This window comes from Andreprevotia lacus DSM 23236, from assembly GCF_900176275.1.
GTDB classification, from domain to species: domain Bacteria; phylum Pseudomonadota; class Gammaproteobacteria; order Burkholderiales; family Chitinibacteraceae; genus Andreprevotia; species Andreprevotia lacus.
In genome coordinates, this window is record NZ_FWXD01000009.1 from 60,714 (window position 1) to 86,128 (window position 25,415).

At 63.6% G+C, this 25,415-nt stretch carries 21 protein-coding genes; 6 read left to right on the forward strand and 15 right to left on the reverse strand.

Annotated features, from left to right (window positions below; genetic code table 11):
• Positions 1-84 precede the first annotated feature (84 nt).
• Together B9A19_RS09055 and fghA are read left to right on the forward strand one after the other, a co-directional pair.
• Positions 85-1,209, forward strand: a complete 1,125-nt coding sequence (locus B9A19_RS09055) for an S-(hydroxymethyl)glutathione dehydrogenase/class III alcohol dehydrogenase (protein ID WP_084090470.1) — start codon at positions 85-87, stop codon at positions 1,207-1,209.
• A 21-nt stretch (positions 1,210-1,230) separates the two neighbouring features.
• Positions 1,231-2,055, forward strand: a complete 825-nt coding sequence (gene fghA, locus B9A19_RS09060; RefSeq protein ID WP_176216870.1) for an S-formylglutathione hydrolase — start codon at positions 1,231-1,233, stop codon at positions 2,053-2,055.
• Positions 2,056-2,154: 99 nt separating this feature from the next.
• Here fghA and B9A19_RS09065 read toward each other — a convergent pair whose 3' ends face one another.
• Positions 2,155-2,913: a substrate-binding periplasmic protein gene (locus B9A19_RS09065; RefSeq protein WP_084090472.1), complete on the reverse strand. Its 759-nt coding sequence runs from the start codon at positions 2,911-2,913 to the stop codon at positions 2,155-2,157.
• 306 nt (positions 2,914-3,219) lie between these two features.
• Here B9A19_RS09065 and B9A19_RS09070 point away from each other — a divergent pair, with 306 nt between their 5' ends.
• Entirely contained in the window at positions 3,220-4,746 is a 1,527-nt protein-coding gene (locus tag B9A19_RS09070; RefSeq protein ID WP_176216864.1) for an aryl-sulfate sulfotransferase, read from the forward strand.
• A 102-nt stretch (positions 4,747-4,848) separates the two neighbouring features.
• Here the strand turns inward: B9A19_RS09070 and B9A19_RS09075 are convergent, their stop codons facing one another.
• The 5 genes from B9A19_RS09075 to B9A19_RS09100 all read right to left on the reverse strand — a co-directional run bounded on the left by B9A19_RS09075 (position 4,849) and on the right by B9A19_RS09100 (position 14,580).
• Entirely contained in the window at positions 4,849-7,317 is a 2,469-nt protein-coding gene (locus tag B9A19_RS09075; protein ID WP_084090474.1) for a carbohydrate-binding protein, read from the reverse strand.
• Positions 7,318-7,579: 262 nt separating this feature from the next.
• Positions 7,580-9,664 carry a glycosyl hydrolase family 18 protein gene (locus B9A19_RS23295; protein WP_084090475.1) on the reverse strand — a complete coding sequence of 695 codons (2,085 nt, stop codon included), beginning with the start codon at positions 9,662-9,664 and terminating at the stop codon, positions 7,580-7,582.
• A 627-nt stretch (positions 9,665-10,291) separates the two neighbouring features.
• A complete protein-coding gene (locus tag B9A19_RS09085; RefSeq protein WP_281249553.1) occupies positions 10,292-13,102 on the reverse strand; it encodes a chitinase C-terminal domain-containing protein in 2,811 nt (936 codons plus the stop codon).
• 788 nt (positions 13,103-13,890) lie between these two features.
• Complete coding sequence (locus B9A19_RS09095; RefSeq protein ID WP_084090478.1) at positions 13,891-14,187, reverse strand: hypothetical protein; 297 nt, start codon at positions 14,185-14,187, stop codon at positions 13,891-13,893.
• A 57-nt stretch (positions 14,188-14,244) separates the two neighbouring features.
• Positions 14,245-14,580: a hypothetical protein gene (locus B9A19_RS09100; protein ID WP_217807023.1), complete on the reverse strand. Its 336-nt coding sequence runs from the start codon at positions 14,578-14,580 to the stop codon at positions 14,245-14,247.
• A gap of 207 nt (positions 14,581-14,787) precedes the next feature.
• Between B9A19_RS09100 and B9A19_RS09105 the strand changes: the two genes are divergently transcribed.
• From B9A19_RS09105 to B9A19_RS09115, 3 genes are all read left to right on the forward strand, one after another.
• The gene (locus B9A19_RS09105; protein ID WP_176216865.1) at positions 14,788-15,606 is read left to right on the forward strand and encodes an HDOD domain-containing protein; all 819 of its coding nucleotides are present in this window, start codon (positions 14,788-14,790) and stop codon (positions 15,604-15,606) included.
• A 121-nt stretch (positions 15,607-15,727) separates the two neighbouring features.
• Positions 15,728-16,795, forward strand: coding sequence for a chitinase (locus B9A19_RS09110; protein WP_084090481.1), 1,068 nt, complete (start codon positions 15,728-15,730; stop codon positions 16,793-16,795).
• A gap of 108 nt (positions 16,796-16,903) precedes the next feature.
• The gene (locus B9A19_RS09115) at positions 16,904-17,506 is read left to right on the forward strand and encodes a trimeric intracellular cation channel family protein (protein ID WP_084090482.1); all 603 of its coding nucleotides are present in this window, start codon (positions 16,904-16,906) and stop codon (positions 17,504-17,506) included.
• A gap of 21 nt (positions 17,507-17,527) precedes the next feature.
• Here B9A19_RS09115 and B9A19_RS09120 read toward each other — a convergent pair whose 3' ends face one another.
• The 9 genes from B9A19_RS09120 to prmA form a co-directional block, all read right to left on the reverse strand.
• Positions 17,528-18,895 (reverse strand): PepSY-associated TM helix domain-containing protein, encoded by a 1,368-nt coding sequence (locus B9A19_RS09120; protein WP_084090483.1) that lies wholly within the window; start codon positions 18,893-18,895, stop codon positions 17,528-17,530.
• A 95-nt stretch (positions 18,896-18,990) separates the two neighbouring features.
• Positions 18,991-19,356, reverse strand: coding sequence for a hypothetical protein (locus B9A19_RS09125; RefSeq protein ID WP_084090484.1), 366 nt, complete (start codon positions 19,354-19,356; stop codon positions 18,991-18,993).
• 180 nt (positions 19,357-19,536) lie between these two features.
• Positions 19,537-19,986, reverse strand: coding sequence for a DMT family transporter (locus B9A19_RS09130; protein ID WP_084090485.1), 450 nt, complete (start codon positions 19,984-19,986; stop codon positions 19,537-19,539).
• A gap of 185 nt (positions 19,987-20,171) precedes the next feature.
• Positions 20,172-20,951, reverse strand: a complete 780-nt coding sequence (locus B9A19_RS09135) for a DUF3025 domain-containing protein (protein ID WP_084090486.1) — start codon at positions 20,949-20,951, stop codon at positions 20,172-20,174.
• 6 nt (positions 20,952-20,957) lie between these two features.
• Positions 20,958-21,452, reverse strand: coding sequence for a YbhB/YbcL family Raf kinase inhibitor-like protein (locus B9A19_RS09140; RefSeq protein ID WP_084090487.1), 495 nt, complete (start codon positions 21,450-21,452; stop codon positions 20,958-20,960).
• Between the two features lie 146 nt (positions 21,453-21,598).
• Positions 21,599-22,099, reverse strand: coding sequence for a thiol peroxidase (gene tpx, locus B9A19_RS09145; RefSeq protein WP_084090488.1), 501 nt, complete (start codon positions 22,097-22,099; stop codon positions 21,599-21,601).
• A gap of 109 nt (positions 22,100-22,208) precedes the next feature.
• Positions 22,209-22,745, reverse strand: coding sequence for a thiol peroxidase (tpx, locus tag B9A19_RS09150; protein ID WP_084090489.1), 537 nt, complete (start codon positions 22,743-22,745; stop codon positions 22,209-22,211).
• 136 nt (positions 22,746-22,881) lie between these two features.
• Positions 22,882-24,336 (reverse strand): DUF3426 domain-containing protein, encoded by a 1,455-nt coding sequence (locus B9A19_RS09155; protein ID WP_084090490.1) that lies wholly within the window; start codon positions 24,334-24,336, stop codon positions 22,882-22,884.
• Between the two features lie 149 nt (positions 24,337-24,485).
• Positions 24,486-25,376: a 50S ribosomal protein L11 methyltransferase gene (gene prmA / locus B9A19_RS09160; RefSeq protein WP_084090491.1), complete on the reverse strand. Its 891-nt coding sequence runs from the start codon at positions 25,374-25,376 to the stop codon at positions 24,486-24,488.
• Positions 25,377-25,415 lie beyond the last annotated feature (39 nt).

The window sequence follows — 25,415 nt, forward strand, 5'->3', positions numbered from 1 at the left end:
TATCTTTCCATTTAGCCAGATTGTTCGCGCTCTGGTAATAAATAGAATGAGCCATCTATCTACACCCACACCGAGGGATACCCCATGCAATCGATCAAGACCCGTGCCGCCGTTGCCTGGGGCCCGAACCAGCCTTTGACCATCGAAGAAGTGGATCTGGCCCCGCCGCAAAAGGGCGAGGTGCTGGTGCGCATCATCGCCAGCGGCGTGTGCCATACCGATGCGTATACGCTATCGGGCAAGGATTCCGAGGGCGTGTTTCCGGCCATCCTGGGGCATGAAGGCGCCGGCATCGTCGAGGCATTGGGCGAAGGCGTGACCAGCGTGGCAGTCGGCGATCACGTGATTCCGCTCTACACGCCGGAATGCGGCGAGTGCAAGTTCTGCAAATCCGGCAAGACCAATCTGTGCCAGGCCATCCGCGCCACGCAGGGCAAGGGCCTGATGCCGGATGGCACCACGCGTTTTTCCAAGGACGGCAAGCCCATCTATCACTACATGGGCACCTCCACGTTCTCGGAATACACGGTGCTGCCGGAAATCGCGCTGGCCAAGATCAACAAGGCGGCGCCGCTGGAAGAAGTGTGTTTGCTGGGCTGCGGCGTGACCACCGGCATGGGCGCGGTGATGAATACCGCCAAGGTGCAGGAGGGCGATACCGTGGCCATTTTCGGCCTGGGCGGCATCGGCCTGTCGGCAGTGATCGGCGCCAAGATGGCCAAGGCGGGCCGCATCATCGGCATCGACATCAATACCGGCAAGTTCGATCTGGCACGCCAGCTGGGCGCCACCGACGTGATCAACCCGAATGACTACGACAAGCCCATCCAGGACGTGATCGTGGCGATGACCGATGGCGGGGTGGATTTCTCGTTCGAGTGCATCGGCAATGTGCATGTGATGCGCTCGGCGCTGGAGTGCTGCCATAAGGGCTGGGGCGAATCGGTGATCATCGGTGTGGCCGGTGCGGGCGAGGAAATCAGCACCCGTCCGTTCCAGTTGGTGACGGGCCGGGTGTGGCGCGGTTCGGCTTTTGGCGGCGTACGCGGCCGCAGCGAGCTGCCGGACTATGTGGAACGCTATCTGCAGGGTGAGTTCCGCCTGGATGACTTCATTACCCACACCATGGCGCTGGAAGACATCAATACCGCCTTTGACCTGATGCACGAGGGCAAATCCATCCGCTCCGTCATCCATTACGCCAAGTAAGCAGCGGATATGGCCGATACCCTGGAACTGATCTCGAGCAATTGCGCATTCGGTGGCTGGCACAAGCGCTATCGCCACCAGTCTGTCGCCACCGGCACAAGCATGACGTTTGCCATCTATCTGCCGCCGCAAGCGGCCAGTGGCAAAGTGCCGGTGCTGTACTGGCTTTCGGGCCTGACCTGCACCGACGAGAACTTTGCCACCAAGGCCGGCGCACAACGCGTGGCGGCCGAATTGGGCATGGCGCTGGTGCTGCCCGATACCAGCCCGCGCGGCGATGGCATCGCCGATGCAGAGGGCTATGACCTGGGCCAGGGGGCCGGTTTTTACGTGAACGCCACGCAAGCACCGTGGGCGCAGCATTACCGCATGTATGACTATGTGGTGGACGAGTTGCCGGCGCTGGTGGAAACGCACTTCCCGGTCACCACCCAACGCGCCATCAGCGGGCACTCGATGGGGGGGCACGGCGCGCTGATGGTGGCGCTACGCAACCCGGGGCGCTACAGCTCTGCCTCTGCCTTCGCCCCCATCGTCAATCCCAGCCAGGTGCCGTGGGGCCAGAACGCTTTTGCCCATTACCTGGGGGACGATCGCAGCAATTGGCTGGCCTACGACAGCTGCCAATTGCTGGCCGCGGCCGAGACGGAAATCCCCATGCTGATCGATCAAGGCGAGCAGGACAGCTTCATGCCGCTGCAGCTGCAACCGGATGCATTTGCCAGCCTTGCGCAGCAACGCAACTGGCCGCTGACATTGCGCCGGCAGCCGGGCTATGACCATAGCTACTACTTCATCGCCAGCTTCATTGAGGACCATCTGCGGTTTCATTCCGCTCATTGGTGATGATTGCGGGGCTGACTGACTGCCCTTCGGCGCACCGCAGCGCCGGGAAATCATCATTTCTGACAGATTGGACGTCTGTTGGCAGGGGGCAGATCAGGCTCAGAACGGCATCTGTTTGCTGGTGGAGAAAAAGTACTTCGACTTGATCTTCACCAGCGTGCCGTCCTGCTTCATGTCGCGTATCGCCTGCGAAAATTTTTTGGCCAGCTCTTCCCCACGCGCGCCCAGGGTCCTCGAAAACGCGATGTACTGCGGATTGTCCGACAGCACCTGTACCGTTTCCAGCGGTGCCGCCTTGGTCTGATGCACGAAGTACTCGATGACATGCTCATCGGTCGCAATCAGTCGGTAGCGCTGCAGTTGCAGTTTTTTCAGCAGGGCCTGGTTGTCCATGCTCGGGTCGCGGCGCAGCGCAAGGTTCTGGTCGAAGGTGGCGCCATAGCTGTAGCCCAGCACTACGCCGATCAGCTCGTTTTTGACGTCCTCCAGCGAACTGGCGTGCACCCCGGCGCCTTTGAGTGCCATTAGCGAGATGCGCTCATGGCCGGCGGCTTCGTCGGTGAAAAACAGAAACTCGGCGCGCTCCTTGCTGAATACGGGCATGAAGATACCGTCGCTCTGACCGCTTCTGGCCGAAGCCAGCGCCCGGTTCCATGGCATGACGCTGATATCGGCCTCGCAGCCCAGCCGCTTGCACAACTCGCGCACTACATCAACTTCTGCACCGGAAAGCCGCCCTCCCTGCTGGATCACGTAGGGCGGGAATTCAGTCGTCGCAAAAACGAGTTTTTCGGCGTGGGCGGGCAGGGTTGCCAAGATGAGCAGCGTCAGTATGGCAAGGCGGCAGGGCATGTTCATGGTCTATACGGGTAGCAGGCGGTTTTCGAGGCGCTTTGATACATCTTAGGTCGCCGCGTGATGCTTACAAATCGTACGCCCATGGGACATGGTCTGCGCTGTCTTTACGTCGTATCCCTGCCTTGGTGAGTTGCATCACACGCATCGGCAGAAATCGAGTCAACCCGGATCGGGTCGCGCCCGTTTTTAGGCTGCAAAGGCCATGCATGCTTCGGGCCCAGTGGTGAAACAGGGTGATGTGCTAACTGATGTTCCCGATACGGTTTCACTGATCCATATTGGATGTATCGCTTGCGGGAGTTGGCCATGACCAGAGTGCTCGTGTCTGTCTTGCTGTCGGGTTTGTTGCTGAGCGGGTGTGGTGGCGGGGGAGATGGTGCCAGCCAGACAACCACAACGCCCCAGCCTCAGTTGCAGGTGCAGTCGGTGGCTGAGGGGGTAACCCAGTTCATCCGGATTGCCAGCCTGCAGGTGCAGGGCGCTAGCGCCTTGAGCAGTGCCCAGTTCGAGATTGCGCCACGGGCGGGCAGCAAGTCGCGCTCGGTGCTGGTGCAATACGATCGCAGTTATCTGCTGCGGCGCGGCTGGTATGACGAGGCCAGCCACATGTTGCGCCTGCCGCTGTTCGGGCTGTATGCGGGACGTGATAACCAGGTGCAGCTGACCGCGCGTTTTGCCGATGGCAGCCAGGCCACCACGGCGCTGACGGTAACGACGCCGGCCTATGTCGATGCCAAGGGCGTTTACGATCATCTCACCGTGCATACGCCACGCAGTGGCGATGTGCTGGCCTATGACTTCGTGATGCTCAAGCCCATGCTGGGTGCGCCGGTGGTGCTGGATACCGATGGCGAGCTGCGCTGGATGGGGCAACCGCCGGTCAGCACGCTGTCGTCGCAGGCATCCATCTTTACCGGCAGCGATTTCCTGGTGGGGTCGAACACCGATGCGACGCTGTACCGGCTGTATCTGGACGGCGGCTATGATCAGGCGACGGTGCAGGACAGCAGCATCAACAACTTCCATCACGATATCCTGCCCGGCAAGACGGGCTATCTGGTCGAGCTGGATACCCAAAGTGGCGGGGTGCAGAACATCGAGTCGGTGCTGGAAGAAGTCGATGGCAGCGGTCAGGTGCTCAAGCGCTGGGATCTGGCGCAAATCCTGCGCGATACCATACGCGCCGGGGGCGAAGACCCGGCGCCGTTCATCCGCGACGGCGTGGACTGGTTTCACATGAACTCGGCCATTTATGATGCGCGCGACGATAGCGTGATCGTGTCCAGCCGCGAGAATTTCGTCCTCAAGCTCGATTACGCTACCGGCACGGTGAAGTGGATACTGGGTGACACCAGCAAGTACTGGTACACGCAATTTGCCTCGCTGCGCGCGCTGACGCTGGCATTGAACGATGCGCCGCCGGTGGGCCAGCATGCCTTGTCGATCACGCCCTATGGCGACCTGATGATGTTCGACAATGGCAAGGCCAGCCTCAACAACCCCTATGGCACATCGGCAGGCATCAACAATACCGTCAGTGCGGCGATCTCCTACAACATCAACACCCAGACGCGCAGTGCCTATCTGACCTCGCGCTTCATCCATCCCGAGCAGCTGTATTCGCCGTTTTGCTCCAGCACCTATCTGGATGCTTCGGGCGGGCAGTTGATCGGCTATGCGGTGGCCACCGATGCGCAGGGCGTGACGACCATGCGCCTGGTGGGGCGGCTGGCCAATGGCGTGATTGCCTTTGACTACGGCTTTCCGACCGCTGGCTGCGCAACCGGCTGGAACGCACGGGCGATCAATCTGCACGGCATGATGTTGCAATGATGGGTGCAGCTACGCCCAAGAGGGAATAACAAGAAAAACGGCCCGCATCAGCGGGCCGTTTGCTTGCCGGCTGGCGGGGTTGGCCCGCCAGCCATGCCCGGTTTAATGGAGGACCACCGACACCGGCTTGCTGTAGTAATTGATGATCTTGTTCGCCAGCCAACCGTGGTCATCGGTGTTGCTGAAGTTCTTGATCACGTTGGTGGTATTGCCGCCGCCCCACAGGATGGAGAAGACATTGTTGCTGGCCGCCAGTGCCAGCTTGCCGTTGTCGATGCTCCAGTTGTAGTTGCCCGACTTGCCAGCGTATTCCAGCAGGTATTGCTGGTAGTTGGCGCTGCCGCTCAGGCAGTTGTAGGCCGCACTGCCGCACGAAACCTGGAAGCTGCCCACCGCGCTGTTGGCGTTGCTGCTGCTGGCGGTGCCCATGATCAGGTTGCTCAGGTTGGACGTTAGGTTGCTGTCGCCGAAGAAGTACACCGGCGCAGTGCTGAACACATAGCTGCCTGCAGTGCCCTGGAACAACTCGGGGTTGCTTTCCGAAGTGTTGGGCAGGTGCGAGCCGGGAATCTGCCACAACATCATTGGAATGTTGTTGTTGGCCTTGCTCACCTGGCCGACGGCGGTGAGGAAGTTATCCCACGAGCGCGCGTTGTACAGCGTGGCCGAACCCGGCGCGGCGCTGTCGTCCATCTCGTAACGATCAAACAGGAAGAAGTCCGGGCTGGTGGCATTGCCGGTGGTGATGGTGCCCGGCGCGTTGGTCTTCAGCCAGTTGGAAACCGGTGTCGAGAAGGTCGACGCGATTTGCGCGTCGGTCAGCGTGTTGTGCAGCCAGAAGCCCGAGCCGATGGCCCACATGTTCTCCTGCCAGCCGAACGTCACCGTGTTCTTCGGTGCCAGGGTGCGGATCAGCCAGTTGTTGGCTTCCACCCAGCCCGCAAAGCCGGCGGCAAAGGTCGGGGTTGGATACGCGGCGGTGTCATAGGTCGGATTGCTGATGCAAGACTTGAACCACGCGCCCACCTGGCTATCCGTGCTGCCGGTGCCCACGGTGTTGCCGACGTTGGAGTTCCAGAACAGGTCGTTCTGGCCATCCACGCTCCATGCCGGGTAACCGTCATCCAGCATGTTCTGCAGGATCTGCACCGGGTTGCCGGTATAGGTCTTGCCGATATAGGTGGCCTTGCCCACGCCGTTCGGATCACCGGTGTTGGTGTAGCTGCGGCTGGTGGTCATCAGACACATGGCTTGGGCCACGGCGGTATTCACCGCGCCGGCCGGCAGTGCGCTGTTCACCATGCTGATGTAGCTGTTCTGCTGGATGGCGCCGAGCAGGTCAGGATTCATCAGCAGTGAGCCGTAATAGCTGTTGCCGTTGTACGTCACCGGGCGGTAGCGCAGCATCAATGCATCGGCGGCCAGCGTGGAGAAGTGGCGGCCCATGATGTAGCTGGCCGTTGCCATGGCGCTGCTGGCGCCGGCGGGGGCGTTGGTGAAGTCGTCGACGTTCTGGCCGCCGCTCATTTGCGCGGTGTATTCGACGATGGCGACGCGCATCGGATGGTTGTTGATCGCGCTGAGCGCGGTCAGGTCACGGGTCATGCGGTAGGCGTTGCTCGGCGGGTCGATCACGCCCGGATCACCGTTGCCGTTCACGCCGGCGTACTTGAAGACCACGTCGACCGGACGGCCGCCGAAGTCATCGTTGCCGCCGGTCGAGCTGGCAGTCGGTGTGGTGTTGTTCGGGCCACCAATCGCGCCTTGCGCAACGAAGGCCGGCCAGCCAGGCACCGAGCCACCGCTGATGATGGGCAACGGGGTGGGGCTGGGCGTCGGCGTTGCGCCCGGTGTCGGGGTCGCGGTGGTGCCCGGGACCGGTGTCGGCGTGGCGACGGTGCCGCTGCAGCTGCCCAGATCGGTCCAGGGCAGGCCGCTGCCGGCATTGGTATCAGGCTGATTGCCTTGCGTCCACCACTTGGCCTGATAGTTGCGGCCGTTGTAGCTCACTTGGGCGCCGCCCGAATAGGCGGTGCCACTGTTCCAGCTTGTCAGGCAGCCCGAGCCGGATGGCGTCGGTGTCGCGGTCGGTGCCGGCGTAGCCGTTGGCGCCGTGGTGGGGGTGGGGGTCGATGTCGGCACAGGCGTGGTGGTCGGCTTGGGCGTTGCTGTCGGGCTTGGGGTTGCAGTGGCCGCCGGTGTCGGGGTCACGGTTGGCTTGGGGGTTGCGGTCGCTGCCGGTGTAGGCGTGGCCGTCGGAGCGGGTGTCGCGGTCGGCTTGGGCGTTGCCGTGGGGGCGGGTGTTGCGGTCGGGGCCGGCGTCGGTGTCGGCGTGCTGCCGCTGTCTACGCCCAGATAGGTCCACAGGCTGGCGGTGGTCGGGTTCCAGCCGGTGCTGCTGTAGTCGGTCTGATTGACGGTGGCCTTATAGTCGCCGCCGTTGTACGACACGATGGTGCCGGCGGTGTAGTAGGTATCGGCCTGCCATGCGGGGTAGGTGGCGGCCAGCGCATGGGCTGCCAGTAGCGCGGCAGGCAATGCCGCCAGCGCCTTGGGTATTGCACGATGCATATCTCACTCCATTTTCTGTTTTTTGAATGGTTACTTCTGGCTTGGTTGCGACCCTGGCGCTGGCCTTGCGGCCGGGCACCAGCAAAAAGACCCCACCGGGTCGCAGTCCGGTGGGGCTAAGGAGACTTCCAGGCATGCCCGAAAGTTACGCTTCAAGGGTGGGGCCGGCCGAGACCGGCCCCGGCAGCTCGCAGGCAGAACCCGGTACTGCATTGCCGTCCAAGGTTTGTGAGTCCATCCGGCGGGGTTCTGCCCTTGACGCTTACTGATTGACCGTGGCCATCGCGGCGGTCAGCGAGCCGGTTGCATCGTCACCATCCAGCTCCCAGCTGAAGATGCCGTTCAAACCCTTGCTCTTGACGTAGCTGGCCTTGGCTTGGATGTCGGCCGGGGTGTCGTACGACCAGAAGGTGCTGCCGTCATACTTCCACGATGCCTTGGCGGTGGCGTTGTAGTAGACCGTGCCGGCGGCGTTCTTCAGCACCTTGTAGTCCTCGATGCCTGCTTCGTAGGTGCCGGTGGCGGCCTTGGTGCCCGGTTGATACAGGCCGTTGTTGGTGCTCGACACATTGGTCCAGCCACGGCCGTAGAACGGTACGCCCAGGTTGATCTTCGATGCCGGCAGGCCAGCAGCAAGCAACGCGGTAATGGCGTCGTCGATGTTGTAGCTGGCAAGGTCGCCACCTGCTGCCACGTTCGGGCTGGCCGGGTCCTTGTACAGATTGGCCTGGAAGTCGGTCACGGTGCCTGCGCCGACCGTGGTGCCGGTTTCCCATGCACCGTGGAAGTCGTAGCTCATCAGGTCAACCCAGTCGATGTACGGCGCGTACTTGGCCGGTTCGGTCTGGCGGATCTTGTCGGCGCCGGAGCCCACGGCCACAGTCAGCAGGTAGTGGCTGGCGCCATTGGCTGCGGCAGCAGCATCGAGCTGGGTGCGGAATTCCTGCATCAGCAAGGTGTAGTTCTGCTTGTCGGCCGCCGATACGGTGTTGTAGCCAACCCCCTGGATCACCGGGTATTCCCAGTCGATGGTCAGGCCGTCGAAGATGCCCTTGAGCGAGCCGGCGCCGCCGGTGTTGTTGGACGAATCCGCCGGATAGTTGCCGTTGATGTACAGGTCCACGCACGACGACACCAGCGCCTTGCGGCCTGCATCGGTGGCTGCTGCGGCCGAGAACCACTTCGACCAGGTCCAGCCGCCCAGCGCCATGGTGACCTTCAGGTTCGGATACTTCGCCTTCAGCTGCTTGAGCTGACCGAAGTTGCCGCGTACCGGGTTGCTCCACAGGTCTGCCACGCCGCTGACGGAGTTCGAAGCATCGAAGCTCTTCTGGATGTCGGCAAATGCATCGCCGCCATCACCGTTGCCGCTTTCGGTACGGGTGACATTGCCCTGGCACTTGTAGGTGCCGTCGGCCTGTTGATACACGTTGTTGAACGCGTACATCAGATAGCTCAGCTTGGCGGCCTGGCCCGAGGTATCGACGTTGCGCAGCATGTAGTTGCGGCCGTAGATGCCCCACTGCGCGAAGTAGGAGCCGATCTGCTTGCTGCCGGTGCTCGGTACAGGCGTTGCCGTGGGGGCCGGGGTCGCTGTCGGCGCCGGCGTGGCGGTCGGGCCGGACACTGGTGTCGGGGTCACGGTCGGTGCCGGCGTGGCCGTTGCGACCGGTGTCGGTGTTGCAGTGGGCTTGGGCGTTGCCGTCGCAGCCGGCGTCGGCGTGGCGGTCGGCGTGCTGCCGCCGCAAGCGCCCAGGTCGGTCCACGGCAGGCCGTCACCGGTGTTGGACGACGGGATATTGCCCTGGGTCCACCACTTGGCCTGGTAGTTGTGGCCGTTGTAGCTCACCTGAGCGCCACCCGAATAGGCGGTGCCGCTGTCCCACGTGGCATAGCAGCCCGAGCCGGCCGGTGTCGGTGTCACGGTCGGGGCCGGCGTTGCGGTTGGTGCGGTGGTCGGGGTCGGCGTGCTGGTCGGCACCGGCGTAGTGGTCGGCTTCGGTGTCGCGGTGGCTGCCGGTGTCGGCGTCGCGGTCGGCACCGGCGTCGAAGTCGGCTTGGGGGTGGCCGTGGCCGTCGGTGTGGCGGTCGGGGCAGGTGTCGGTGTTGGCGTGGTGCTGTCTACGCCGATGTAGGTCCACAGGCTGGCGGTGGTGGGGTTCCAGCCGGTGCTGGCGTAGTCGGTCTGGTTGACGGTGGCTTTATAGTCGCCGCCGTTGTAGGACACGATGGTGCCGGCGGTGTAGTAGGTATCGGCCTGCCAGGCCGGGTAGCTTGCGGCGAACGCATGGGTTGCCAGCAACGCTGCCGGAATGACGGCGAGTGCGAAGCGAGTCGATTGCAACATTCTAGTGATGCTCCATCCTTGGGTCGGTGCGTGTTGGTATTGTTAGGTGGTGCTCACTGGTCTTGGCGCAAAAGGACAAATCGTAATGCAGCGTACATTTTTTCGTCCTGGCCCGGAACAGCGGTTGCAGCCGCACAGGTCATGCAACGCTGCCTATTAGCGCCAATCGGAAAATCGCCGTCAAATATGTTGTGTATCAACAATTTGACATACTACAGGCTAACGAAAAAGCATCAAATTGGTACTACATACAACGGAGTGATTTGTATTTGTGCAGTGCAGAATATCGTGTAAGAAATTCATGAGAGTTGTGATGTGGTTGCAAATGGACAAATGGTGCGGTGCAAAATCATTATTTGTTGATGTAGTAATTGTTGCCGGAAACGGTATGAAAAATTGCGCTGGCATACAGGCTCCGCAGGCTGGGAAGTGTGTAGTTTTTGCGTCATGTCTGACCGGTGCCGCAGCTGCCCGCACTGTTGCCCGCCCGGCGTGACTTGGCCACGGGCGTGTCAGGCGGGCCTGCATGCCTTGGGCGGTCTGTACTGACCCATAAACTGGTCATGAAAAAGGGCAGACCTTGCGGCCTGCCCTTCAACCCGGTTCAGCCGGGAAGGTGTTACTGGTTTACTTCACGCCAACCGGCAGATCCGGGTATTCCTGCGGCAGTGCGTACTTGGTGCCGCCGATGGTGATCTGGTAGTTGGACGGGCCGGAGATCGGCAGCTGGTAGTTCAGGGTCACGTCGATCGTGCCGCCCGGTGCCAGCGATTGCCAGCTCGGGATGGTGAATTGCGCGTGGTTGTAGTTGGCCGTGAAGCCGCCGATGTTGTTCGGACCACTGTAACCGGCGCTGGTCACCTTCAGCCCCACGCCCGACTGGTCGGTCATGGTGGACGGTGCCGATACCGGGTAGTCGAACTCGACCACGCTGCCGCCCGCAATGGTGGTTGCGGAGTTGTTGGTCAGTACCAGATGCGGGTTGATCGGGTAGTTCTGATCGCCCATCTTCCACTGGTTGAGTACAACCGACAGGTTGGCAGTGCTGGCCGGCATGGTGCCCTCGGCACGCTTGTTGCCATAGGCGCTGGCTGCCGTGAACTTGTTGAACAAGTCCGTGGTCAGCGTGGTGCCCATGAAGTACTCGCCCTTGCCGCCGTTCATGCTGGCGTTCCAGGCGTAGTCACCGGCCATTTCCCAGATCATTGCGCCGCCGATACCGTTGTTCACGATGTAATCGGCCTTGGCATTGATCGACTGCTCGGTTTCCACCGACAGGAAGACCTTCTTGGTGGCGTTCCACAGCCACGGTGCCACCAGCGTGCTGCTGTAGTTGGGCGCGTAAGTGCCGGTGATGGTCTTTTCCGTCACCTTGTAGGCATCAAGGTAGTCCGGAACGATACCGTTCTGCAGGTTCAGCGCGTGCCACAGCGGGTTGCCGCCGCCCGGTACCGGGTTCCCGGTGCTGTCGAGGTCATACCAGATGTTGTCGATGCCGACCGCGCCATCGCCGCAGCTGGCGATGCCCTGGCATGTCACCGTCGAGCTGACCGTGGGCGAAGTGCCCCACAGGCCGTTGGTGCCGCCGGTCACGTTCTTCCAGCCACGGGTGTAGTACGGCACACCGACGTTGATGCGGCCGGCTTGCAGTGCGCCACGGTAGTAGCGGTACGCCCAGTCCACGTTCAGATAGCCGATGTTCTGGAACTGATACGCGCTGCCGGCCTTCAGCTCGGCATCGTTGCCGTCGTCAAACAGCGATGCGTTAGGGCCGACATACTGGTTCCACGCGCCGTGCAGGTCATACGACATCAGGCTGGCGTAGTCCAGGTATTGCAGCGAGGACATGTTTTCTTCGCCACGCAGGATCCAGCCCGATGCCGAACCGGCGATGGTCAGCATGTAGTACTTGTTGTCCTGCACTGCGGCGGCATCCAGCTTCTGGCGCAGCGTCTTCATCAGCACGTTGTAGCTGGTCATCAGACCGGCCAGACGCGGCTGCGACAGGCTGAAGTCCAGCGGGTTACCCGCCTTGGCATTGGTGGTCGGGTGTTCGTAGTCGATATCCACGCCGTCGAAGAACGGGTACTGACGCAGGAAGGCGACGATGGAATCGGCCAGCGTGTTGATGCCCGCCGTGTTTACCGAGCCGTCGGCATTGGTGGTGGCGGTGTAGAAACCGGTGCCGCCAGCCCAGCCGCCGATCGACATCAGCACCTTCACGCCCGGATGCAGCTTCTTCTGTTGTGCAAACAGGTTGAAGTGGCCCTTGTACGGCAGGCTGCTGTCCATGGTTACGCCAGCTACGGCCGGCTTGCCGTCGGAGCCATCCCACACCATGTCGGTATCGGCATTGCCGGCGCCCGAACCGATGGTGATCTTGTAGGTGTTCTGGTCAACCGCAGCAAACGCGTAGTTGATGTGCGATACCTTGTCCCACGGCAGGTTGTTCACCAGGAAGGCCGGGGTGCCATCCTTGCCGGTACGCCAGGTGGCGAAGTAACCGACGATACGGCGGTTCAGGCCGTTGGCCAGCACTTCGCGGCCGTTGGCGTCGTACACCTTGCAGTACGGCACGTTGCTTGCGCCGCTGGTCAAACCATCCGGACGGCAGTTGGTGCCCGGCACCGGGGTGGGGGCAGGTGTGGCGGTCGGCGCGGGCGTTGCCGTGGGGGCCGGGGTCGCTGTCGGCGCCGGCGTGGCGGTCGGGCCGGATACCGGTGTCGGCGTCACGGTCGGTGCCGGCGTGGCCGTTGCAACCGGGGTCGGTGTTGCAGTGGGCTTGGGTGTTGCCGTCGCAGCCGGTGTCGGCGTCGCGGTCGGTGTGCTGCCGCCGCAGGCGCCCAGATCGGTCCACGGCAGGCCGTCACCGGTGTTGGACGACGGGATATTGCCCTGGGTCCACCACTTGGCCTGGTAGTTGTGGCCGTTGTAGCTCACCTGAGCGCCACCCGAATAGGCGGTGCCGCTGTCCCACGTGGCATAGCAGCCAGAGCCGGCCGGTGTCGGCGTCACGGTCGGGGCCGGCGTTGCGGTTGGTGCGGTGGTCGGAGTCGGGGTCGACGTCGGAACGGGTGTCGAGGTCGGCTTCGGTGTCGCGGTGGCTGCCGGTGTCGGCGTAGCGGTCGGCACCGGCGTCGAAGTCGGCTTGGGAGTGGCCGTGGCCGTCGGTGTGGCGGTCGGGGCAGGCGTCGGTGTCGGCGTGGTGCTGTCTACGCCGATATAGGTCCACAGGCTGGCGGTGGTGGGGTTCCAGCCGGTGCTGGCGTAGTCGGTCTGGTTGACGGTGGCTTTATAGTCGCCGCCGTTGTAGGACACGATGGTGCCGGCGGTGTAGTAGGTATCAGCCTGCCAGGCCGGGTAGCTTGCGGCGAACGCATGGGTTGCCAGCAACGCAGCCGGAATGACGGCGAGTGCGAAGCGAGTCGATTGCAACATTGGGATTGCTCCATCCTTGGTTGGTGTCACGCCCTGTGTGGTCCGGGCGCGCTTTGCTTTGCTGGTTGTCTTGCGACAAGGCGTGGCTGCGTGGAAGTGATTGCTGCTCACGCCGGGCCAGCCGTTGCCACCGCGTGCGGCAGCAACATTGCGTATTTATGGCGGTGGATGAATGACCGTCAAATTTGTTGTGTATCAACTATTTAACAAATGAGCGGGCCACGGCCCTGGCCGGGCGGGATGGACATTTTCCATCAATGATGGTGGTTTGTTGCGGTGCGAAACGAGCGGGGATAAAAGCGCCGGAATGAACGTATTGTTCTATTTGGACAAATTGTGCTGCGCAGCATTTCATTGCGCGGGGACGATGCGATGCATGCCGGCTGCGTGGTCTGCCGGGCTGGTTGCCTGGGGTCAAAACGGCCGGCAAGTGTGCGATCCGCGCATCAGTACGCGGGGTGTTGACGCATCCGGCGCAATGCTGCGCCGGGTGGGGGTGGTGCTCTAGGGCCTGTTAACACTTATTTCGCGCTTGCGCTGGGCCGCAAAGAGGTCAGCTACAAGGCACGCAACGCAGGCAATAACCGGTTATTGCCAAGGCGCGTAACGCCGTAGATGGCCTCTTTGCGGCCCAGCCCTGCGGGTGCGGGGTATTTCGGGCGGTTCGCTGCGTTGCAAACCGCCTGCGGTACCCGTACCGCGCGGTACCCGTACCGCGGCGCGTTCTGCGCCTTGCGCTCCATCCCGAACTACCCCGAACGCAAGCGTGAAATAAGTGTTAACAGGCCCTAGCGTGCGGCCGAGGCCGGGTGACGGGCGTCGCGATCGGCCTTCAGCTTGGCCTTGTCGGCCTGCAGCGTGCTGTGGCTGGCCTGCCGGTCTGCTTTCAGGTGTGCACGGTCGCTGGCCAGCGCAGCGCTATCGTGCTGGCTGCGGTCGGCGGCGATCTTGGCACGATCGGCTTGCAACGTTGCCCGTGCAGCGGCGCGGTCGCTCTTGAGTTTTTCGCGGTCCGCGTTGTTGGGGCCGGCCAGTGTGGCTGTGGACAGTGCGCACAGCAGCAACAGTGTCAGGGTGTGTTTCATGGCTACTCCCGCGATGCAGGTTGAGTGGTGCCGGCCATGGCGCAGGCCGGCCGGGGATTACTTGCCGATTTCCTTGCTGACCGAGTTTTCCTGCTGGTTCAGCACTTTCTTCTCGGACTTGGTGATATGGCCGTTGTTCTGGCTGGCCATGTCGCGTTCTTCCTGGCGGATCTGGCGATCCTGCTTGTGCAGCCCGTGCGCCTGCTGCTTGGTGATTTCGCCTTCCTTCACTTCCTTGTTGATGCGGCGATCCTGATTGGCAAGGCGCTGGTTCACTTCGGTGCGGCGCGGGTGGGCTTTTTGCCAGGCGGTTTCGGCCATGGCGCTGGTGGAGAACGCCAGGCCCAGTACGCCAACAAGGATTGCATTGCCGACAAGCATCGTGGTTTTCATGGTGGGGCACCTTATAGTGAATTGAGAACCTGGCTGCGGTCTGGCTTGCGGGCCGGTTCTGAGTGATAAAACGCGCCCCGGCGCGCGCACGACGACACGCGTGTGTTTCCCGCAGTAACCGGATCGCGCACCCGTGTACGACGGCGCTAAAACAGTGAGGCAGACATGTTGCAGCGGCAGATTTCCAGTGAAGCTACCCATGAGTTGATGAAAAGCCTGGTCATCCCGCCCAGGCCGGCGATACTGGTTGCGCTGGAAGAGGCGGCGCGCGCGGCCGAGCCTGATCTTGCCGCGATAGGCCGCATCATTGTCGGCGATCTGGCGCTGTCGGCCGCGGTACTCAAGACCGTCAATTCGCCGCTGTTCCGGCGTGGCGGCAAGATAGGTTCGGTGCCACAGGCGGTGCAGATGCTGGGCCGCGACAATCTCTACAACGTGGTGCGTGGCTTGCTGCTGCGTCACAGCATCAAGGGCAAGGGTCTTGCCCCGGAGCAGCTCGATTCCTTCTGGAGCATCGCGCAGCAGTGCGCGATGGTGGCGGCCTATCTGGCGGCGCGCGTGCCAGGCGTGCAGCCGGACGACGCCTATACCTATGGCTTGTTCCGCCATTGCGGCATGATCCTGATGGCCATGCGCTTTCCCAGCTACGCCAAAAACATGCATGAATCCGAGCGGCTGGCGCGTGCCGAGGGGATTGCGCAAGAGGAAAAGCGCTATCACACCAGCTTCAACGTGATCGGGTATCTGGTGTGCCGCAGCTGGTATCTGCCCGAGGACGTGGCACTGGCCGTACTGAACCAGCACGACTACGCACTATTCGATGGGCCGGGGCGTGACCAGCACCATATCCTGGCGCTGGTTGCACTGGGCAGCCTGGCCGAACACATCGTCAAGATGACGGTGCATCAGTTCGAGCACGTTGAATGGCGGCAGATCGAGCCAACCTTGCTGCGTTTTCTTGGTCTGGATGGTAACGAGTTCGAAGACCTCTACGACGCCATGCAGGGCATGCTGGCGGAACACTGAGCCCACTACTGCAAGTGGCCAGGATACTGGCCGATCCGCGCGCTCCCCGGTACAGTTCATGCGCCCCGCTTAGGCCCGTTTGCGGCCGGGTGAGAGGCAGACAAGAACGAGGAGAGAAATCATGAACCGCACACAGGTGCTGGCCCTGCTGGCAGGTGTGGCGCTGACCGCAATGCTGGCAGCATGCGTGGATGACAGCAGCAGCGTGACCAGCCCCACGCCGGTGCCGACCCAGCCCCCCACCCCGACGCCGCTACCGCCGGTCACCGGCATTCCACAAGCTTCAGTGGCATACCGCTTTGCGCCTTATCTGAGCAGCGGTGGTGCCTTCGATGCCGTGGCGTGGTCCAAAGCCACCGGGCAGAAATACGTCACGCTGGCGTTTTACAACAGCGACGGCACCTGCAAGGGCGCATGGACTGGTGGTGACGATGCGGCTGTACAGGCCGTGGTGAACGATCTGCGCAGCCTGGGCGGGGGCGTCATCATCGCGACCGGTGGCTGGAATGGCGACGACCCGGCGCGTCGCTGCAGCAACGCAGCGGCCCTGGCGGCGGTGTATCAGGGCGTGCTCGATCAATTGGGGGCAGACCATCTCGATATCGACCCGGCAGCGGGTGACAAGTACAACAACCTGGCGCCGGCAGTGGTCGATCTGCGCAATGCAGCGCTCAAACTGCTGCAGGACAACTTCAAGGCGCAGGGCAAGACGCTGACGGTGTCGTACACGCTGGTGTCCCATGCCGATTCCGGCTTCGATGCCGCCAGCCTGTATGTGCTGCAGTCGGCCAAGGCGGCCGGGGTCGAGATCGGTCTGGTCAACCCGATGGTGATGGACTTCTACGATGGTGTGTCCGGCAAGCAGATGGGGGCGCGTGGCGTGCTGGCGCTGCAGAACGTGTTCCAGCAACTGAAAGCGCTGTTGCCGGGCAAGAGCGACGCGCAATACTGGGCCATGATGGGTGCGCTGCCGATGATAGGCCAGAACGATAATGCCTCCGAAGTGTTTACCGCCGCCGACGCATTGACGCTGCTCGACTTTGCGCGCCAGAAGGGCATGGGGCGGCTGGCGTTCTGGTCGCTGGGGCGTGATAACGGCAACTGCGCGGGCAAGACCGCCGCAGACTGGCAATGCAGCGGCCTGGCCCAGCAGCAGTGGGAGTTCAGCCTGCGCTTTGGTGGTTTCTGATCCGGCCGGTGAGGCGCGCGCGGGCCTGTTGCCGGGCATCTCGTGGCATACCTTGCCGCAAACAGCCTGCCGGCAATTTGATGGACTTGTCTTGTGCGGGAGCGTTGGGTGCTTTATCTGCTTGATTTGATCGGCTGCGCTGTTTTTGCCGTTAGCGGTGCGCTGGCGGCCGGCCACGCCGGGCTGGATCTGCTGGGGGTGATGACGATCGCTACCATCACCGCCATCGGTGGCGGTACGGTGCGCGACCTGCTGATGAACCGCCACCCTGTGTTCTGGATGTGCGATCCGCGTTATCTCTATCTGACCTGCATCACCGGCCTGCTGACGGTGCTGTATGTGCGCTACTTTCCGTCGCCTGCTGCGGCGCTGCTGGTGCCTGATGCACTGGGGCTGGCGCTGTTTGCCATTTGCGGCGCGCAGCTGGCCGAGCAAGCCGGCCACCCGCGCATCATTGTGGTGTTGATGGGCATGCTGACCGGCACCGCCGGTGGTGTGGTGCGCGATGTGCTCAGCAACCAGGTGCCGCTGATCCTGCGCAAGGACATTTATGCCTCGGCCGCGATTGCCGGCATCGTGCTTTATTTGCTGCTAAGGGCGTTGCGTGTGTCCACCCTGTGGGCCGGCGCAGCAGGCTTTGTTGCCATTGCCGCACTGCGCCTGCTGGCCGTTGCCTATGGCTGGCAACTGCCGGTGTTCAGGCTGGCCTGAGCCAGTCTGGACACCGGGGGCTCACGCCAGCGCGCGTTTGAGTACCGGTACGCGGCGCAGCAACAGCCAGTCGGCCAACAGCACGGCCAGGATCGACACCCCGACCAGCGGGAAGGCGACGGCCAGCAGCACGAACACCGCCAGTCCGCTTTTCCACGCCGGCATCTGGCGTGACGGCGCCGGTGCGCCCAGCCGGCCGCGCGGGCGGCGTTGCCACCACATCACCGTGCCGCTCACGCTCAGCAGGATCACGAACAGGCAGGCAAACAGCATCAGCAACTGGTTGGCCAGGCCGAAGAACTTGCCCTCGTGCAGTGCCACACCCATTTCGACGGCCTTGGGCACCGCGCCATAATCCCGCCAGCCCACCTGTGCCAGCACCTTGCCGCTGTACTGGTCGACGTGCACGGTTTGTTCTTCGCGCGGATCATTCGGGAAGGCTGACAGCGTGAACACGCCGCTCTCGTCGCCGGGCAGGCTGATGCCATAGCTGGCCGGTAGGCCGATATGGCGCGCCAGGGCTTCCAGCTGCGCGAGTGTGACCAGGCTTGCACCGGGTGCCGGGGTTGCTGCCTCTTCGTGATGGTGATGCGAACCCGATTTGGGCAGCGGTGTGTCCTCTGCCGCCCAAGCCACCGTAGGCTGGCCGCCGACATTGAGGCTGGCCGCGGTGCGATCCGACTTGGGTACGTCATCCCACATTTGCGCCGGAAAGCGGCTCCATACCTTGGCGTATTGCGAGCCCCACACGCCGCTCCACGGCAGGCCGGACAGCAGCATGAAGGCCAGCAGCAATACGCCCCAGAAGCCGCCCACCACGTGCAGATCACGCCAGAACAAGCGCTTGCTGGCGCGCAGGCGCGGCAGCAGCGTGCCCCACACGCCGCCACCACGCGGCCACCACATGTAAAGCCCGGAGGCGACCAGCACCAACGCCCAGCTGGCGGCCATCTCGACGATGAAATCACCCGTCTTGCCCAGCAGCAGCTTGCCATGCAGTTTCTTGGCGATGTGCTGCAGGGTGCGTTCGTCGTCCTGCGCACCCAGCACCATATTGCGGTAGGGGTCGACGTAAACGGTCTGTGTACCCTGTGCCGCAGCCAGCGTAAAGCTGCTGCTGCGGTCGGCGGCAGTGGGCGGGGTGTACTTGCGCACGGTCTGGCCGGGGTAGGCCGCGCGTACCGTGGCGAGCAGGGCATCCGCGCTCGCCGGTGTGCCTTGCGGGGTGACCACCAGCAGCGGCCGGTACATGGCCAGATCGAGCTGGGGTTTGAACAGGTAAACCATGCCGGTCAGGGCCAGCATCAGCATGATGGGTACGACAAGAAGGCCGGCATAGAAATGCCAGCGCCAGGCAAGCGCGTAGAAACGCGGCGGAGTATTCGCCATGATGGGTTCCGGTGTTGCCAGCAGCCACGGGCTGCTGTGCCCGTAGCGGGCATCGTCAGGTCATCACGCAGGGGCGTGATGGGGCAGGGTGACGTTCAGGCGGAACCGGGTGGTGCGCGCGCCTCGCGCAGGCGTGCCAGTGGCGTGCTGGGCTGATCCGGGGCGGCCGGGAGGGCCGTCAATGCGGTCAACCGCGTGGCGGGCAGCGGTGCCACCCAGGGCAGCAGCGGTACACCGGTGCCGCCGGCGATGGCTGCGGTGCAATCCGGGCATGATAGCTGCGGGTGGCCGGGCAGGGGCAGCTCGCGCGGGTTGGACATGCCCTGCGTGCTGCACAGTGATTGCGTCAGCCCGCTCTGGCCCGGCATACCCAGCTCGTGCCACACGCGCAGACTGCCCTGCAGCGTCAGGGCCAGCATCAGGGTCAGGCAAAGCAGGGCAAGGCGGCGCATCTGTGCCATGGTGGCTCACAGCGGGAAATGGCGGATTATAGCCCGCCAGCCACCCGGCCAAGGTGGCGGTTCTGCAGGTGTTGTGCGTTTGCACCGTCCGGCTGGCGAGCCTGCACCATCAGTTGCCGGCACTCGCCGCTTGGCTTGGGGCGCCGCAGTGGCTGGCGCGCTGGCATGGACTGGCGCCACTCAGCCACGCCGCACGGCCAGAAACACGCCGGCCGACATCAGCAGCAGGCCGATCGCCCGCTGTGCGGTGATGGCATGCGTGGGTGCGCCCAGCAGACCGAACTGGTCGATGGCGGCCATGGAAACGAGCTGGCCCAGCAGGACGAACGCCACCGCATTGCCCACGCCGAACTGCGGGGCCACCCAGGTGACGCTGAGTACGTAAAAGGCCACGAACACGCCGCCGCAGTAGTAATACAGCGGTACTGCGGTTTTGGGTGGTGGCTTCAGCCCGCCCTCTACCGCAAACAGGAATACCACAGAGATTGCCAGCGCCAGCAGAAACAACACCGAGGCTGCAAACGCCGGGCTGGCGTAGCGCGCGCCCAGGTTGGCACTCAGCGCTGCCATGACAGGAATGCCGATGCCGGTGGCCAGCATCAGACATGCAAAGAACAACTGGTTTGCCATTCCGCCTGTCCTCCCGCCTTTGCCCGGGCACCACATGCCCGCAGCACATCAACGATCACGCATGCCGGGCGGTGCCTGTTGCCGCAGCGCACGAGATTAATGGAACGATAGCTTCTGGACGCTGTTTTGTTGTGACGGTTGATGCACGGTCGCCCAAGTGCAGCGCGGCCCAGCCGGATTGCGCTTCACTTGGCCTGTCGGCGGGGCCGGAAATACTGCTGATCGGCATAAAAGGCATCGTCCTGCTCTGGCCACCAACCGGGCACGCCCAGATAGGGCAGCGGCGGCAGCTGGCGTGGCGTGGTGAGCATGCCGGCATCGAGCTGGCGGGCAATTTCACCATCCAGCCAGGCCAGTCGATCAGCTTGCGGCAGCGCGAAGTAATCGGCGGGTACGGCCAGCTGCCAGCTCTTGCCGGTCAGGCCCTTGAATGGCTGCAGCAGTGCTTCGTAATTGGCATGGCCGAACGAGATGGCCTCGATGCGCAGGCCCCAGTCGGCACGGTGCTCAACGAACAGCGCCTGCCACTGGTGCTCGCGCTGCAGGGCGAGTAACGCCGGGTCGCAACTGGCGACGATCAGCCCGCATTCATCGAACAAGGTCGCAGCATCACGTACGGTACCGCGTGCCTTGCCAGCGCTGGCGGCCATTTCACGCAGGTGCAGCGCATTGAGCGCGGCTTTGGCGCGCGGGAAGGTGTGCCACACCAGCGCATTGAAGGTGTCGTGCCAGTTGGGCCGGGTCGCAATGCGGCCCAGCTCGGCGATTTCGACTTCGTAGTAGTGGGTGAGGCTGTCCGAATCGACACACTGCAACGGCAGGCCGCGCTGGGTGCGTGGCGCGGGCTGCAACCGTGCCCAGTCGGTCAGTGCGGGGAAGCGTTCAAGCTGCAGCAGCAGCGGCAGCATGGGGGCGTAGGCAGGGTGGCCACTGAAGTAATCCAGCGGCCAGTCAGGCGGGCTCACCGGCGATCAGAGCTTGCCGAGGTCAAGACGGCCTTCGCCCAGTACCTTGCTCTTGCTGGCGTCCAGTGCCTTGACCTGCAGCACGTAGCGGCTGCCCTTGTTGCACGGTGGCAGATAGGCACCCGCACCGCCGCCACGCTGGGCAGAGATCAGCTGGAAGCCGCCGGGCAGGCCGGCTTGTTCGCCCGGGACGCTGGGCACCTGGGCATTGGTGGCGCCGCTGGGCAAGGTATACAGCACCACGCCGTGGCCGCCGTTGTCGAGCGCGCCACCGCGTTCGGAAAACTCAACCTGCAGTGCGGCGGTGCCGGCCGGTAGGTCGTACACATTCAGCGCCGGGCTGGCGCCCTGACCACCCAGCTTGGCACATTGCTGGCCGGGCGGGATGGCGACGCCATTCCAGGCGGGATTGGCAAAACGGACGGTCAGCCGCACCCCTTCGGCCAGGGCGGCCGGGGCGGCGAGCGAGGCAAACAAGGCAAGGGCGGCAAGGCGTTTCATGGTATGAGCCAAACGAAAAAGGCGAATTCGCCACGGATATTGTAGCGAATTCGCCCCGGGGTCAGGGTGAGCATGCTCACCCTGACGGTGTAACAATTAACTTCGGCGTGTTGCAGTGCTGAGCAACCAACCGTGCCGGCAGGCGCTTAAGCCAGTGCCTTCAGTGCCGCGTCGTAGTTCGGCTCGTCCTTCACTTCGGCAACCAGCTCGGTGTGCAGCACCTTGTCGTTGGCATCCAGCACCACGACGGCGCGCGCAGCCAGGCCAACCAGCGGGCCGGATGCGAACTCAACACCGTAGTCGGCCAGGAAGGCGCGGCCGCGCTGGGTGGACAGTGTCACCACATTGTCGAGGCCTTCTGCGCCGCAGAAGCGCTTTTGTGCGAACGGCAGGTCGGCCGAGATGCACAGCACCACGGTGTTTTCCAGCTTGGACGCAGCCTGGTTGAAGTGGCGCACCGAGGTAGCGCAGGTAGGGGTGTCGATGCTCGGGAAAATGTTCAGCACCTTGTTCTTGCCGGCAAAGCTGGCCAGGGTGACGTCAGACAGATCGGCGCCGACCAGCGAGAACGGCTTGGCCTGGCTGCCGACTGCCGGCAGGGTGCCGTTGACTTCAACCGGGTTACCGCCGAGGGTGACTTGCGACATGGGTATGCTCCTGTGGTGACTGCCAATGAAAAACCGGGCTGGATTGTCGATCCTGCCCGGTGGGTATTGCAAGCACTTTACAGGCGCGCTGCGCGCCGGTGCCCTGTGTTCATGCTTCCGCTTCGGGCTCGCGCGGTGGTGGCGGGGGCAGCAGCGCCTGGGCGGCTTCGTCGAAATCGGGTTCGCTGTTCAGCTCGCGCACCAGCTCGGCATAGACCACCACATCGTTGGTGTCGAGCGCGATCAGTGCGGTTGCCATCAGGCCGGACAGCGGCACATCGGTGATCATCACGCCGTAGTCCTTGTGGAAATCGCGCCCGCGCAAGGTACACAGCAGCTGGATTTTCTTGAACCCCTCGATCTGCACCGTGCGTGCCAGCGCGTACGGCGTATCGACCGAGACCACCAGCACGGCGGTGTTGTCGAACAGGTCGGCCATGGCTTCCAGCCGGCGCGCAATGGTGAGGCCCACGGCAGCGTCTATGCTGGGCACCACGGCGATCAGCTTGCGGCGACCATAGAATTTGGACAGCGGCACATCCTGCATGTGCTGGTCCACCAGCATGAAGCTGTGCGCGTCTTCGCCTACGTGGGGGAAATGTCCGCCGACGCTGATGGGGGTGCCGTTGAGCAAGATGGTGGCCATGGCAGCCGTCCTGTCAGGTGTGAAGAGTTTCAGTATGGATGGCTTGCGCCCAAAAACAAGGCGCTGCGGGGCTTGCCGCTACCATTGCATCGATTTGGAGTCGTGCATGCCCGCTGCAGGCGTGAAAGCGCAAGCGCTACGGGTAGTACCAGAACAGCGAATAGCCGGTAGAGCGCAGGTTGCCCAGCTCAAGCTGCAGGAAGGCATGCACTTCGTCGCCGGCCGGAAACTGGCTGCGGTTGCGTTCGGCCGGCACCAGATACTCGTGCGGGCTGAATGATTTCTTGGCGACTACCTGCTCGTGTTCATCGGTCAGCGTCAGCTCCAGCATGGGCAGCGCCTGTTCGTACGGGGCCAGATTGCGCACGCTGGCATTGACCTGAATCATGCTGTCCTGCCCTGGTACATAGGTCAGCTCGGAGTAGTCCGAGCGCAGCAGGTCGGCCTGGGTGGGCAGTGCCAGCGTGCAGCCCAGCAACTGGCATACGCGCTGGTAATGCGGGTGCAGCCACGGCAACTGGGCAATGGCCTCGGTGCGGTAGGTAAACGCCAGCTGGCCGATCAGCGCGATCAGTGCGAGCAGTGCCAGCGGCGGCCACGCCCAGCGCCACGGCGACGGCGGCGGTGGCGGGGTCAGCAGCGCTTCGTCTTCCAGCGTGCGGATCGGCTGATAGCGGCCACTGCGCTCGCCATGTTCTTCATGCTCTTCGGCGGCGGCGGTGGGCTGGGCGGGTGATTCCTGCTCCAGTTCGGCAGCGGCCGGTGTGGCTTCTATCTCGATGCCTGTTGAGGGCTCATCATCCGGGGCCGTTTCGTCCGCGTGGACGATCTGCGCGGTGTCAGGGGCTGGCTCGATCACCGGTTCGGCTGTCGCTGCCTGTTCGGCCTGGACCGCAACGGCCGCTGCGGCGACGGGCGCTGCCGGTTCGGGCTGCACGGCAGGCGCAGGCGCAGGCGCCGCCTGGCTGGCCGGCGGCGTGGCGACGGGAGCGTGGGCCACCGGGGCTGGTGCGATGCCCACTTGCGCGTGAGCAACATCCGGCGCGGCAACTGGCTCGGGCTTTGGCGCTGCAGTTGGTGCTGCGGGCGGAGGTGTCTTGGGTGTTACTGTCGGTTGTGGTTCAGGCGGTTGCGGTGCGTGCGCCGCTGCTCGGGTCGTCGTGGCCGGGGTTGCCACTGCCGGTGCATTGCGTGGCGCTGCATCGGCTTGTGGAGCCACGGCGGCGGGTGGGCGCGTTGCCTGATTGCTTGCAGCCGCACGGGCTGGTGCGCTGGCTGGCGCGCTTTTCGCACCGCTAGTTGCCGGCGGCGGTGTCGGGCCGCTGGTGGCTGGTTGCGTGACTGGCGGGGTGGTGGCCACTGCCGGTGCAAGCGGTGCCGCTGCTGCAGGTTTGCCAGCAGCGGGGGCAATGGCCGGTGCGCTGGCGGGGGCCGGTGCTGCTGCCGCTTCGGCAGGGGTTTCAACGCAGTCGAGTGCGTTGAATACAAATGCGCATTTACCGCAACGCACCTTGCCCCGGTGCGCAGCAAGCTGCGTATCGGTGACCTTGAAGGCGGTCTGGCAATTGGGGCATCGGGTGACGAGCGGCATGGCGGGGATTCTAGTCGATTTGGCGCTGCCGACAAAACCTTGCTGGCCGCGTTGCGCTCACGTGTGGCATGGCTTGTACGGCTCGCATTCCGCGTATCTTCCCGGCGGTGTCGCGCGGTGGATGCACGGCCACCCGGGCCGTGCGGCGATCAGGCGTGCTTGCTGCCGGACAGGCACACCCAGCCGTCTTCTTCTGCCTTGGGTGCAAAGTTGAACCACTGGCCGTAAATGGCGATCACGTCGTCCGCCTGTTCGGACAGGATGCCCGACAGCGCAATGCGGCCACCGGCACGCACGCGGCCGGCCAGCATGGGGGCCAGTGCCTTGAGCGGGTTGGTGAGGATGTTGGCGACCACCACATCGTATTCGCCGTCCGGCAGCGCGTCAGGCAGGTAGAAGGCGATCTCCACACTGTTCTGCTCGGCATTCTGGCGGCTGGCCACCATGGCCTGCGGGTCGATGTCCACGCCGTCGGTGCGGCCGGCGCCGACCTTGCGCGCGGCAATGGCCAGAATGCCCGAGCCGCAGCCGTAGTCGAGCACGGTTTCACCGGCCCGGATATTGGCATCCAGCCACTGCAGGCACAGCCGCGTGGTGGGGTGGCTGCCGGTACCGAACGCCAGACCCGGATCGAGCGCGATATTGATCGCGTCGGCATCGGGGGCTTCGTGCCACGTCGGGGTGATCCACAGCCGCTTGGAAATCGGGATGGGGTCGAACTGCGCCTGCGTCAGCCGCACCCAGTCCTGCTCTTCGACCGTGACGGTCTGATAGCTCGGGGCGGCGATGCCGATGGCGTTGGCGGCGGCGGCCACGGTCAGCGCCGGGTCCATTGCGTCGTCCAGGTGCGCCACCACGATGCTGTGATCCCACATCTGGTCCACTGGCTCGCCCGGCTCGCCGAAAATGGGTTTTTCCTCGGCTGTGCCGGCGGCGGCATCCTCGATGCTGACCGACAGCGCGCCCAGATCGAACAGCGCGTCGGACAGCGCTTCGGCGTGTTTGGAATCGGTGGTGATGCGCAGTTCGGTCCAGGGCATGGCAGGTCTTCCGGTAACAAGGCCGCCATTGTCGCACAG